This window comes from Psychrosphaera sp. 1_MG-2023, from assembly GCF_030548245.1.
Lineage (GTDB): Bacteria > Pseudomonadota > Gammaproteobacteria > Enterobacterales > Alteromonadaceae > Psychrosphaera > Psychrosphaera algicola.
Genome location: NZ_JAUORW010000016.1, coordinates 20826 through 34712, shown reverse-complemented (window position 1 = coordinate 34712; position 13887 = coordinate 20826). Strand labels below are relative to the sequence as shown.

Sequence of the window (13887 nt, the reverse complement as noted above, 5' to 3'; positions counted from 1 at the left end):
CCATTAGACAACAAAGGAAACGTACGATGCGAACCATACATTTTATAGGCATTTTATTGTTTGGAATTATTCTTCAAGCTTGCACCAATACCGAGTTTACCCACATTCCATTACCTGAAAAACGTGCCCTCAACTTTAATAACGATTGGCAATTTACCCTTGGGGACAACCAAGACTTTGCCACGGTAGAATTTGACGACGATAAATGGCGAACGTTAACGCTACCACATGACTGGAGCATTGAAGCCGAATTTGATCAAAAATATCACGGGGCGACAGCTTATCTGCCGGGCGGAACGGGTTGGTATCGAAAAACGTTTAAAGCCGATCCACAATGGTTAGATAATTCGACCTATATTTATTTTGATGGTGTATATGCCAATTCAGAAGTGTATTTGAATGGCAAATATATTGGAGGCCGTTTAAACGGTTATTCGCCATTTTACATTGATATCAGCAAGCACTTGAATGCAGACAAAAACGTGCTTGCAGTCAAAGTAGAACATGAACGTTACATCGACAGTCGTTGGTATACCGGATCAGGAATTTATCGCGATGTTACCTTAGTATCCACCAGCAAATTGCACATTCCTATTTGGGGCACTTATGTCACCACACCAAAAGTGACAAGAAGCAGCGCCGAAGTTGCTAGCCAAATTGAAATTAAAAACAATTTTGATGTGGCACAGTCTTTCACGTTAGTGAATCGAATTTACGACCAAAACCACGCCCTCGTGAGCCAACACTCGTTAAATGGCCAATTGGCGGCTAATACACAAACAACGTTATCTAGCACGTCAGAAGTATCTCAACCACAACTCTGGGATCTACATTCCCCATCCCTGTATACCTTAGTAAGTGAACTGCGCCTAAATGGCAAAACGGTGGATACTTACAAAACGCCCTTTGGTATTCGTACTATCGAATATGATGCGAACAAAGGGTTCTTTTTAAACGGTAAAAATCACAAAATCAAAGGCGTAAATCTACACCATGGTGCCGGTCTTGTTGGCACAGCGGTACCAAATGATGTATGGAGACGTCGGCTGGAAACCCTCAAAGAAGCTGGCGTAAATGCAGTGAGAACGGCTCATAATCCAGTTTCAGTTTCTTTTTTAGAGTTGTGTGATGAGCTTGGTTTATTAGTTCAAGCGGAAATATTCGACGAATGGGATAACCCTAAAGATAAACGGCTAAATCAATGGGAACGTCACGACGATGATATAAGCCGTGGATATGCCGATATTTTTCAACAAGAAGCTGAACACGATTTAAAAGACCCAATTAAACGCGATAGAAACCACCCATCGATAATTATGTGGAGTATCGGGAACGAAATTGAGTGGACCTACCCTCGTTATAAAAAAGCCACGGGATATTTTGATATGAACGCCGCGGGCAACTACTTTTTTAACCCACCGTTTATTTCGCCCGAAGAAATCAAGGAGCGCTTCCACAGCAGCGAAGAAGGCCAATATGTACTCGCAAAAACAGCTCAAAAACTGTCTAAATGGGTAAAAGAAATGGACACAACACGCCCTGTTACCGCAAATTTAATATTACCATCGGTAAGCCATATTTCGGGTTATACCGATGCTTTGGACGTTGTTGGCTATAGTTACCGTCGGGTAATCTACGATTATGGACATGAATTGTTTCCGGATAAAATGATCTTGGGCACCGAAAACGTTGTGCAATGGCACGAATGGAAAGCCATTGAAGAACGAGATTTTATACCAGGCACCTTCCTTTGGACCGGCATTGACTATTTAGGCGAATCAAACAATGGTTGGCCTCGCAAGGCGTTAGAGTCAGGCATGTTAGATACCGCAGGGTTTAAAACCCCATCGTTCCATATGTATAAAACGTTGTGGAATAACCAACCTCATATCCACATAACCAGCCAAATAGAAGACAAATCTCTTTACAAAGTAGATGGGCAACAGGTTGTTGAAAAGAAAGAAGGAAAATGGGCCGAGCGAGTTTGGTTATGGCAAGATGTAAACCGCCATTGGAACTACAAAGAAGGTGGATCTGTCATTGTTGAAGTTCTCAGCAATTGTGACCGTGTAGAACTGTTTCAAAATGAGTCATCTTTAGGTATACAAAGCTTATCCGAGTCACCTGACCACGAGTTGAAGTGGGCGGTAAATTTCACTGCTGGGCAACTCGTCGCTAAAGGCTTAGATGGTTGTGACGCAAGCGATAAAGTGACTACGGCAAAAAATGCCAGTCAGTTCGCCATTTCAATTGATAAATCGACATTAGACGTTAACCCTCATCATGTTGCTCATATCGAAATACAGCTCACTGATGAAAATAATATTGCCGTCCACCACCAAGAAATTCAACTGCAATTTGATGTCTCTACCAATGTACAATTACTTGGCTTAGACAGTGGTAACTCTCGCACCATAGACAAATATCAAAATACCAAAGTAATCACCAGCGAAGGCCGTGCTTTAGGTATTGTAAGAGTAAATGACAACAAACCGGCTTGGATAACGATTTCGGGGCAAGGACTAACCAGCAAAACGGTCTGGTTGAATAACGGATAAATCTTTTACGTCAGCAAACCAGAATCGATTGATTTTATTGAGCTATATAAACAAAACCCGGGCGACGCAGTCATTGCGAAGCCCGGGTTTTTATATCTCTAGCCCTATTATTTTGGTGTTACTTCCAACAACAAAACTTGCTCAGATGCTATTTCAAATCGAGTTTCCAGTGGATTGCTCGTCATCATATCTGTGATATCGACCGATTTGCCATTTGCCAGTGTCAGCTCAATATTTGCCTTGTTATGACCTACATTGAGGATGTTAACCAAGTAACCCCCTTTACCATTGGGTACAACACGCCACATAGTGGTTTTGTGGGCAACACCGTTAATTTCTTTTAGCACAACCGCAGGTTTACTACTTGGTTTAATCTCATCTAACGTCGCTTGTTTAATTTTAGCGATATTATTAGTGTTTAACACCAACAACTTACCATTTCCTTTAACCAGTTGCTGTTTGCGTTTCTGACCATATTCATTTAAAGATAACGCATCTTTGGTATCGAGAATTACAGTGCCGCCTTGGTTTAGGTATGATTGCAGTGCAGCAAACTCTGCGTCCGTCACAAATTGGTTACGATAAACCACAACAACATCCCAAAGCCCATTATCTTGTTTCTGAATGATGTTCTTAGTCGCAAAGCCGACCGGCATGCCTTCAAAGAACAGTTCTTCATAAAGCTTATAACCTTGAGTCATGTAATCGTCTGCGTTTATTGCAGTGGTTTCTGAGTAAAACAGTCTGATGGGTCGACGTTGTTCACGTAACTCAACGATTTCTTCAGAAAAACTATTTAAGTCATACATTACCTGGGTAACTTCATTAGTGACGTGAGGTTGCATGTTATTAGAACCGGCGTATGCGCCACCTAAACCAGGATCGAAGAAGTCTAAATCCCCTTCTAAACGATCTTCTGGCGAACCATCTGGATCCCGGGCCCAAAACCAGCCCATATTTGCGTCCATGCCAAGTAACGTCGCTAACCAATATACGCTTCTGACGTAACTTGTTCGAGTATCTAAGTCACGCCATTGGCCTGACGACAGAAAGTGTGATTCTGAATTTACGTTAATTTTATCCGGTGCAACTGACTCCATAAAATCATGGAACATTGCTACTATGCCCCAGTGATAAGCGTATTTTTCTATCCATTCAGAAGACTTACCTGGACGAATATTTTTGCTACCAAATGACTTAGCGTCGTGGCCAACCATAGTCGTTAATTCAGCTAGTGCTTCAGTGTCGATACCACCAGATCGGGAATTATCCATAAACATCCGTGGCATGATCTTTATATGCGTATCCGCATCGGCATTAACAGTATGCAATTCGTCCTGCATAAACTTAAACCACTCGGTACTGCGGTCCATATTGTAACGCATCCAGTCATACCACATTGGCTGGCCTTTAAACTTAGTGTCCAAAGGTATGTCAATTTGCACTTGGTCAAAGCTTGTAAAAGCAGCGCCCCAGTTGCTGTTCAATTCAGCGACATCGCCACTGTATTTAGCGTCTAACCAATTGCGAAATTTGTTTAGCGTGTAAGATGAAATGTCGTTCATTTCTTTAAAACGATACGTCCAGTGGTCTTTTTCAGAAAACCAATGAGGTTCATTTGCCAACACAAAACCAAGTTCAGTAACTTTTTTACCTTTAGTTAAACGACCCGTTTCACGGATGATCTTGCCCCAAACATCACGAACTAATGGGTTATCAACATCAAAACCAGTAAACAATGAGCGACCTTTGCGTACTTCCGGTTCGCGTTCTTCCACCCACTTTGGAATGCCCATGATCCAATAATAAAGAAATCCTACATTAGTGTCTGGAATGCTTGTTAACTCTTTCATTAATTCTTGGTCAAATCTGCCGTCTTCTTTTAACAAAAATGAATTAATGGCCCTGTCATGATCGACAGGGTATAGGTTTTCACCACCATGATACAAGGCCCCCAAATGGTCATTGTAGATATCGGTATTTGTTAGCGGTTGTCCCACTGTTTTTGAGAAATAGTCATATGGGAAAATAGGCTTGCCATTGCTGATAAACATATTGTCTGACGCCTTCGTTCCTTGCCAATCGACTTTATTAACTGGTCGACGTTTAATTTCGCCACGTAATTCTTGAGCCAATACCTCAATCCCTTTATCGAGAATATCGATAACTTTTTGACGTTCAAAATCGGGTAATTCATCTGCTAATCGTTTTTTATCTTTTGCGTAGTAGCGCTCGTAACCAAATGCTTTTTCAATTGAGTCACGATTGGCTTCATCCCAATTAGCAAACGTTAAAAACTGTTCAGAAAACCAAACTATGGTTTCTTCTCTGGCCACATCAATTTTGTTGTTCTGCGCTTTTTCCATCATGCTTTTAAGTTCAACTAACTTAATTCGAGCTTCCTGCTCCAATGGACTCAGTTCGTTAAAATTAGCTATTTGTTCCTGTGCGGTTTCTGCTGCAACTTCTTCTTTTGTGCTGCAAGCCGCTGTTAACAACAGGGCCGAAGCGATGGCCGCGCCTATTAAGTGACGTTTCATTGATGCCTCCTGATCTTTGTTCTGGATTTAACCAGAGCTAAAATATAAATTTAACCTTCTGAGATACATCTTATATTTTTAAACATCATATGTATACGAATAATTTTTAAAGGGTAATATATTTAAAATTACTAATACTTAACAATAACTTATTATTTTCATTTAGTTGTTGGTACGGTTTTTAACCTTATTTTGTCTTGTTTTTTTTGCAGAATAAGTATGGTTTTATACCATATTGCAATATGCACTATCGTTAAGTGCGAGTAAAAATTAGGTCAAGGATTTAAAGCAGATTGGTGAATATGTCGTTTGGCTAGAATGTCGAGTTTGTACTCAGATAAAAAATAACGCAGGCACCCCTGGCAACACTGCGCTATTTTTTATTAATTAAATTGTTGCTGACAAATGCCCTTTAACAGTCGCTGAGAAGCATTGCTAAAAAGTGCCTATCTTAATCGATTGCAACTAAGTTAAGCGGGTAAATCAAGGCGTCATTCATCGTTCCGTCACTTGATGCAAATGACACTCTTAGTTGATAAAACTGACCCTCGGGTAATTCTGACGTTGGCTTCAAGCCAGCCAAAGAAATGACCTTACTTGAAATTCCTTCGTTAGTTTTTAATACCGATGAATCAACAACAATCCTATCTTCTACCGGGATCCATTTTGACTGAAAGTGCCTTAACCAAAATCGAATTCCCCCTTCATCTGAAGAGATCACCTGATTCCCAGTCCCGGCATTGTATTGCACCTTTACTTCAATTTGACTGTTCACAGGTATCGGTTTACCCGAAAACGCCTCAGCATTTGTAATTTTAATAAATGGCTTTATTAGTGGCTTTACGGTCAAAGTAAACTTATCGACGACTTTATTTGCGTTATTAACTGCGGAGTCCCCTAATTTGGCACTTATCGTTGTTGTACCCGGTTTTAACGCGGTGACCTTACCGTTATCGTCAATCCTTGCTATTTCTTGGTTACTGCTATTCCAGTTAACAATGACGTTGTCTGCATTTATCGGGAATAAAATTGCGCGTAATTTCTGAGTCTCACCTTCCACCATAGTTTGACGAACCGCGGCATCTTGACTCGCAATTGTAACTGCAGTAACGGGTTTTGGAGTCCAAGGGATAATTGTTAGTTCTACTGAACTTGTCAGTTTATTTACGGCAGCTGTTGCGGTAATTATTGCACTTTGATTTATGTCACCCACAGCGGTTACCCGACCGCGTTCATCAACTTTCAGGATATTTTTGTTACTGGATGTCCAGTTAATTTGATTGTCCGCGTTACTTGGTACCATCGCCGTATTAAGCTGAATCGTCGCTTTTTGTCTGATATGATTGTTTTCCGCATCAACAAACACGTCTAATACCTTTGGGTCGAGCCTGTCAGTGGCATAAAGTCGATTAACCGCCTTGTGGCGAAACGCTATCGTTTCGCCATTGCGCCAGCGCACTTTAATTGATTCTATAACGTCAACGTCACCAAGACCAAAATGCACTATATTTAATAAACTTTGAGAGAAAACTGACCCAGCTGAACCGACTCGCTTGGTAAATTCTCCCTTAGCTGTTTTGACAATAACTTCCGCCGAAATCGCGTCAACGTGGGATTGTGGTGAATAACCAACATTAACGAGCACATACGCATTATCTGCAAGAGACTCAGTTTGGTCACTGATCTCATTTTGATATAAGTACCATTGACCACCTTCACTACCATTGAGTAAATCAAGATCACCATCTAGATCGAAATCAAATGCCTGACCCATATCACCATTGCCCGGTCCGCCTACATCATTGGCACCGTGCATCGTCACCGTTTGAAATTGATTTTTGCCGTCATTTAACAACATATAATCTGAAATTCTGCCGTCTATTTTGCCCCAACGATAGACAAATACATCTTGAAAACTGTCGTTATTAAAATCCCCTACCGTTACCCCTAAGGCGTTGCCACCACTTGGTAAATTCCAACTTTCCGTTACATTGGTGAATGTGCCATTGTCATTTCTTAATAAGATATCTTGGGTATTACGATTTTCCGGTTCGAAGTTTGGCGTCACGCTATTAATGCCAGATAAACTAAAATTAAAGCCCCAAAATATGTCGCCATTTCTGACCAACGCTGCTTTCCATTTACCTTTGTTAGGGTTGGAGCCTGTGCCACTACCAACATCACTATCACCAACATAGCCAAAGTACATGCCATTTTCCGTTAAATCGGTGGGCCACCCAATTGAACTTTGCTGCTCAATAACAAATTCATCACCGGATGCCAAAACTGTAGCATTTTTGTTAGCCCCTAAAAAAATGGGATAATCTTTGCCCCTAAAAACCCCCTGTGATAAATAATAGTAGCTATGAAATTTGATATCGCCGTCGGCGGTAAACTCAAATGAATCAACCCCTTTGTATCCTCGTGGCTTTATAGACAATTCTTTAGTGATCGGGTCGTGATCAAGTGACGGTTTTTCGCCAAAGCCACCTTCAAATTCTTTGCCTCTAGCAAGGTACAAATCAAGGTCACCGTCGTTATCTATGTCTAAATCCGCAATCCCCATTACACCTTTAATAGACGATATATCTGCGGGAAATTGGGATGTGATGTCGGTAAATGTAAAATCGCCATTGCCTTGCCATACTGACAACGGACCGTACAAAATCACATCGTCTATATGGTCATTGTTAATATCGGTTATTAACGCTCTGGAAGGATGTTGGTCTTGCAAGCCAGCAATTGGTTTATAGGTAAACGTGCCATCGCCTAAGTTTTCATAGAAAAAATGCTGGGGCTTTGAGCCCGCTAAGCTAGTCTCGTTGATTAACATCAAATCAAGATCGCCATCGAGATCCATGTCGGACCATTTTGCCCCTCGTCCACGCCCGCCTTTGTCAATCGCTACATCACCAGTGGTCAATACAAAAGTGCCATTATTGTTGGTATAAAAATTTGCCTTTGAAGGGTTTTTACCATTGCCACCGCCTTGGGTAACTACAAGATCTAAATCACCATCGTTGTCAAAGTCCCCCACTGATGTACCGTGTAAATCATGCATAAACCAACGCGCTAAGTCTTTATTGTGTTTGCTTACCGAACCATCACCGTTATTCCAATAAAGTTTACTCGATTCTTGATTGTGGTTATTAACGATAAAGTCATAATCACCGTCTTGGTCGATGTCGGCGATAGTCGGCCCGCCGTATTTTATCGAGTTCACTTTATCTATTCCGGCCTTAATCGAAATGTCTGAAAAATTAGGTACATTTATTGGTCCCATATCTTCGAGCAGCAAATGATTAATCATTACGTCGGCGTTATTTGACCTAAATGTTAATTTAACCTTTCCGATTGAGGGAAACCGTACTAAAACATTTATGGACTGTTTTCCTGACTTGGCAATATTGAGGTTATCCGCGAGTAAAACGTTATCACCATAAAGACTTAAACTTGCGTAATTTGCCGGATTAGTTAATTCAATAGTTAACTTTTTCACTAAACTACCCGTGATATTGACTTCCCTTGATACGGGTGAGCTTGGCAATACCGTCTTATTAGTAAAAGCGGCAAGACCTACATTTGAATTTACTGCCTGCTCAGAACACCCTGCTGTAAGCGTACTTGAGATCACCGCTGTTGCTAATATAACCGGTTTAACGAACAACAAAACCTGCCGATATTTTTTAATCGGCACTATGCTTAATACAGCAAGTTTTAATAATGATCTCGTTTGAAATAACGCTGCGTTAGTTATGTGATTTTTGTTGTCGATGAATGCTGATCTCATTTTAATTTAACCGTTAACCTTTTTTTAAGACCATACCTTAGCTTTTCCATTTTGGATAGTATTTTGTAAACAATTAACCAAATAAAAATATTGTAAAATACATTACACAATTACTAGTAAAAACATAACAAGCTGATATTTAAAATTTATTTGATAATTTACTAGGTAGGATGATTGACCTTATAAAAAGGAAGTGAGGCGTTTTTGAGTGAATAAAGTCTCGACGTCCATAACAACATCGAGACTGCTAACCGTTTAATTGGTGACACATCGCAACAAGAAGGGAGACTTAAAGTACAAATTTAGACACCAAATGTTCTAACTCTTTTGCATTCGTTTCAAGCTCTAAACAAAGCTCAGCCGCTTCTTCCATTTTTTGTTTATTGTCCCCTGCTGTGTCAGAGATAAGCACAACGTTTTCATTGATTTCACCTGTAGCCAATGTTTGTTCTTTCGTTGACAATGCTACTTGGTTATTCATTTCAGTTAATTTAACAATTTCCTGGGCAACTTCAGTGAAGGTTTCGCCTGTTTTAATCAAACGACCTGCCGCATTTTGTGTTCCCTCGCTACCAATTTTGATAGCAGACACCGCATCTGAAGCTTTATTTTGTAATTTGGCGATCATCGAATTAATTTCTTCCGTCGAATCCGCTGTACGTTTGGCAAGAGTTCGTACTTCGTCAGCAACAACAGCAAACCCACGCCCTTGTTCACCAGCTCGCGCTGCTTCTATCGCCGCATTTAGCGCCAACAAATTGGTTTGTTCTGAAATACCTTTAATAACATCAAGTACGTGGGTGATCGACTGGATTTCATTCGACAACTCGTTAACTGAATCCACTGAATGATTCATCGACAATTCCAACGATTTCATTTGGTCTATTGTTAGTTGCACAAATTCGTTACCCGCATTTGTCTTAAGCTCAGTGTCATGAGCGACACCGGATGCCACTTCCGCATTTTCAGAGATTTGTCGGACTGTGGATTCCATTTCGTTAACCGCAGCGGCAACCGTTTGGGTACTATTGGACTGAGTATCCGCTAGATGTTTCGAATGGTTTACTTTGTCAGCCACTGTGTCGGCAATAATTTTTACATGTTCTGTCGCATTTGAAACCCGCTTAAACATACCGTGCAGTTGTTCTAAGAATATATTGATCTGTTGAGCCAATTCGCCCACTTCATTTTGTTCATCAACTCTGATCCGAGCGGTTAAATCACCGTCTTTTTCAGTCAAGTTAACAACCGACTTATGGATCCAACGAATTGGACTAAAAATTTGATTCGCTAATATTTTAGTTAAAACAAACCCAAGTGCCGCAATTAATAACCCGACAAAAATATTCTGAAAAATTGCAGATTGAATTGCACCAAACAATTCTACTTTTGGAATTTCAGCCACTAAATTCCAATCTATTGATTTAAGTTTAATGCTACTGCGAATATGTTCCTCGCCGTTAATGTCAACTTCATTAAGGGATGTTGTTCTAGTTGCAGCTAAATCAATTTTCCGCCCAATTAAGTTATGATTTGGGTGCAGAGTAATTATCCCTTCGCTATCCACTAGATAAACAATTCCCGTATCGGCAATTCGGTAACCTTTAATAAGTTTTGTCATGGCTTCAAGAGAACGTCCAACACCTGCGAGTGCCACCACTTTATTATTCACTTTTATGCTGTAATTAATAAAAACAGCAGCTTGGCCTAAGTTTTTATCAACATCTAAACTCAGTTCAAATTCTTTCCCTGAATTAGTAAATTTGTAAAACCATTTATCTTCGTTTTGATTAATTTGTCTAATGATGCCGTCATTGGTGTAATAATTTGACGTTTCACCTGAGACTATAAATGCAGAAATAGCTTCATTGTTAGCTTTGATATTGGCAAGGTACTCGGTAAATTCAGCTAATTTCGAACTTGATTCACCATTTGTAATCCAGTTGGTCACCATCGAATTGGTTGCTATAGCCTTGGATGCTTCAACTGGACTCGACAATTCCAGTTCTATCGCGTTTCGCACTTCTGCTAGTGCCGTTGGCAGCTCTGAGGTTTCAAGCTTATCGGTTAAAAATGAGGTGATAGAAGAAGAAAATAGAAACGTAGACAAGGTAAGCGGAAACAAAATAGCGGTAACTAAACTTAAGTAAACTTTTTGCTGTAATTTCATATTAATCCTTAACATCAACTTATTACGCAAGTTATCGGCAATTAGGGCTTATTATTTACTTTTAATTAAAAGTTCGTAACAAATCCACCCAAATTGCCTTTCGCCTTATTAGTTCAAGATAGCATAGGACTTTAATAAACGTGCAGGATAGGGTGAATTTCCAGGAAAAACCTTTGCCAGTTGATCAGGTGACATCTGCCAATGTTCAGATAACAACGCAGACATCCAGGAAAAAGCACTTGACGTTGGCTGTAGATCTCGGTTTTCAAACAGCTGTTCTGGTGCTAATCCCGGCCACTCTCCAAGGACCTTTCCACCCTTTACCGCACCACCTGCGACAAACATGCAACTTGCGGTGCCATGATCGGTTCCGCCTGTACCATTTTCTCTGACAGTACGACCAAATTCTGTCGCGATTACGACAACAGTGTCATTCCAAGTTTCTTTTAGCGCGCTTTCTAAGGCATTTAAGCCATTATCCAGTTCGGCTAATTTACGTGTGAGTCGATTCGCTTGGTTGTTGTGAGTATCCCAGCCCCCAAGTTCTAACATTGCGCAATCCGGCCCCCCTTTCGTATTAAGTAATTGGCCACAAGAACGAGCAAGTGACACAAACTTATCTTGATTTTTTTTCTTATCGTTTTTGCTTCCAACCAGCGCTTTGGTTTCCATCCCTTCTTGCAATTTGGTTAACAACTTAGGATCATTTTGGTACAAATTTATTAGATCGTTATAAATATCTTCATCTGCAGATTTTAAGTTGGTTGGGTACCAAGTATTAACGTCTTTGGCACTTCTAAAAGCAATCGGCGTAGTTTGTGACACGGCCAAACCCGACTTACGTTGAATATCAATTGCTCTGCCCAACCAACCTGTATCGTGGTCAATTTTATTAAGGCCAGATTCTAAAAAATCTTGGCCATCAAAATGCGAACGAGCGTCGTATCCAGAACCTACTGCAACGATTGGCAACATTGTTTTTTGCCGATACCAACGATGTAACGTCTGCAATGAAGGATGAAGCGCAAACTGAGTATTTAACGAGAGTGCTTTTTTCTCTGCAACGGCAGCCAGTTTTGGCCTGTGTTGGTGTAACGCTTTATCATTTACAGGAATAATGGTGTGCAGCGAATCTAAAGCACCACGCAGCATAACAAACACTAATTTTTTAGGCTTAACAACGGCCGTAGTTGCCAAAGCAGATGCAGATGGCCAAAGGACTAGACTGGCGCCTGAAAATTTTAGAAAGTCACGTCTATTCATGTCTATCTCCTTTGAAATTCTGGGCTTAGCAACAACATGGCTGTTGCTTGTTTACGAGATTCTGCGCGTACCACCGATAGATAGGTCAACTCCGACACTGTGTTAGACAATGCAGTGGCTAATAGTTGTTCAGCGTTTGCTTTAAATCGAGACGCAACATTCATGGCTAAATCAATTCGGGTCATTACTGCATTTGCGCCCATCCAATCAGCCTCAGTGTCTGCAAACCCGGCAGGTGATCCAGCTTTAAAAGGTGCTTGACCCAGTTGTTTTAATACTTGTTGTACTTGTCTGCCTTTATATTTGTTATTCGGTAGCAATCGCATACTGGACAAGACAAAATCTCGAGGGGTTTTATACTTTTGAAGCGATGCAGACCACGATTCCTCTGCATCAATTAACGTTGTCATAACTTGCTTAATATTGCCGTTTGTCTTTTGCCAAGTGACTTCAAGTTTATCCAATAATGACTTAGGAGGATTGTCACTTACAAAGTGAGAAGCAAGCTTTTTACAAATAAAATGACGAGTAGACGCATGCTGTGCAATATCTTTTAACATCAACTCGCCCTGCTCAACACCACCTTTTTTGTAGGTTCTAGACAGCAATTTGCGACTACCAGGTTCATGGCCTTTTTCTCGAAACACAAAGCCTTTATCCGGCTCTTTAGCTGGATATGCAATGCTCCATCCAGTAATACCCTTTGCAAGCTCTATTACGTCCTGTTGCGTATAACCACCGTTCACGCCAAGCGTATGCAGCTCTAAAATTTCACGTGCCAAATTTTCATTTAAGCCTTTGCCACGTTTTCCCATTTTGGAATTTGGCCCAAATGACCGTTCATTATTTAAATAAAGTAACATCGCGGGATGTTTAACCACCGCCACCAATAAGTCTTCAAAATTACCAAAAAGATTTGGCGCAATTGCTTCGCGCTCTAATGTCGGGGCCAATACATTTAATACATTTGACTGTGCGGTTACAGAAAAATGATTAGAGAAAAAATCTAATAATCGCCACTGAATTGTATGATCTGCGTTAACGACTTGTGTGAAAGAGTCGTCGATAAAACGAATATAGGTTTGTCTAGGAAAAGATTTTTGTTCTTTCGACAGCTCTTTACCTTGTTTTTTAGCCTTTTTCCGCTGTTGCTGATATTCATACAGTTGCTGACGCAGCGAAATTGACGTCGGTAAACTATTATCAAAATCAGGGGCTATTAGCCCTGATTTCAACCAGGCTTTTGCATCAATGTTTTGTTTAACATTGTCGGTGCTCTTTGCTCCATAACCAAATCGATTGGCCGCAATTATGGAGGCATTAAAATGAGAATATTGCATCAACGCCACGCTTTCTGAGTTAATAAAATTTCAAGTATCTTATTAAATATACTAAAACCCCACACTCAGCAACTTGTTATCGCTGTTTATATCAACAATTTGCAAATACTTATCAAAAAGCGACCTTAACCAACCTTACAAATGATAATTATTATCATTTGCAACATGATTACTTCACTGTATACTGCAAAAAAAATGACAGTACCTATAAGGCTTTGGAGATTAA

The 13887-nt window shown here is 40.4% G+C and carries 6 protein-coding genes; 1 reads left to right on the top strand and 5 read right to left on the bottom strand.

The genetic code is table 11. From position 1 onward, the window contains the following. Nucleotides 1-26: 26 nt before the first annotated feature. Nucleotides 27-2558, top strand: a complete 2532-nt coding sequence (locus Q4575_RS15115; protein ID WP_303523396.1) for a sugar-binding domain-containing protein — start codon at nucleotides 27-29, stop codon at nucleotides 2556-2558. Between the two features lie 107 nt (nucleotides 2559-2665). Here Q4575_RS15115 and Q4575_RS15110 read toward each other — a convergent pair whose 3' ends face one another. The 5 genes from Q4575_RS15110 to Q4575_RS15090 form a co-directional block, all read right to left on the bottom strand. After that, a complete protein-coding gene (locus Q4575_RS15110; protein WP_303523395.1) occupies nucleotides 2666-5098 on the bottom strand; it encodes an alpha-amylase family protein in 2433 nt (810 codons plus the stop codon). Between the two features lie 451 nt (nucleotides 5099-5549). Next, on the bottom strand, nucleotides 5550-8888 hold the full coding sequence (locus Q4575_RS15105; protein WP_303523394.1) for an FG-GAP-like repeat-containing protein: 3339 nt from the start codon (nucleotides 8886-8888) through the stop codon (nucleotides 5550-5552). A gap of 289 nt (nucleotides 8889-9177) precedes the next feature. Next, nucleotides 9178-11058, bottom strand: coding sequence for a methyl-accepting chemotaxis protein (locus tag Q4575_RS15100; protein ID WP_303523393.1), 1881 nt, complete (start codon nucleotides 11056-11058; stop codon nucleotides 9178-9180). A 108-nt stretch (nucleotides 11059-11166) separates the two neighbouring features. Next, on the bottom strand, nucleotides 11167-12321 hold the full coding sequence (locus tag Q4575_RS15095; RefSeq protein WP_303523392.1) for a DUF1501 domain-containing protein: 1155 nt from the start codon (nucleotides 12319-12321) through the stop codon (nucleotides 11167-11169). A 2-nt stretch (nucleotides 12322-12323) separates the two neighbouring features. Then, nucleotides 12324-13661 (bottom strand): DUF1800 family protein, encoded by a 1338-nt coding sequence (locus Q4575_RS15090; protein WP_303523391.1) that lies wholly within the window; start codon nucleotides 13659-13661, stop codon nucleotides 12324-12326. Nucleotides 13662-13887: the final 226 nt, after the last annotated feature.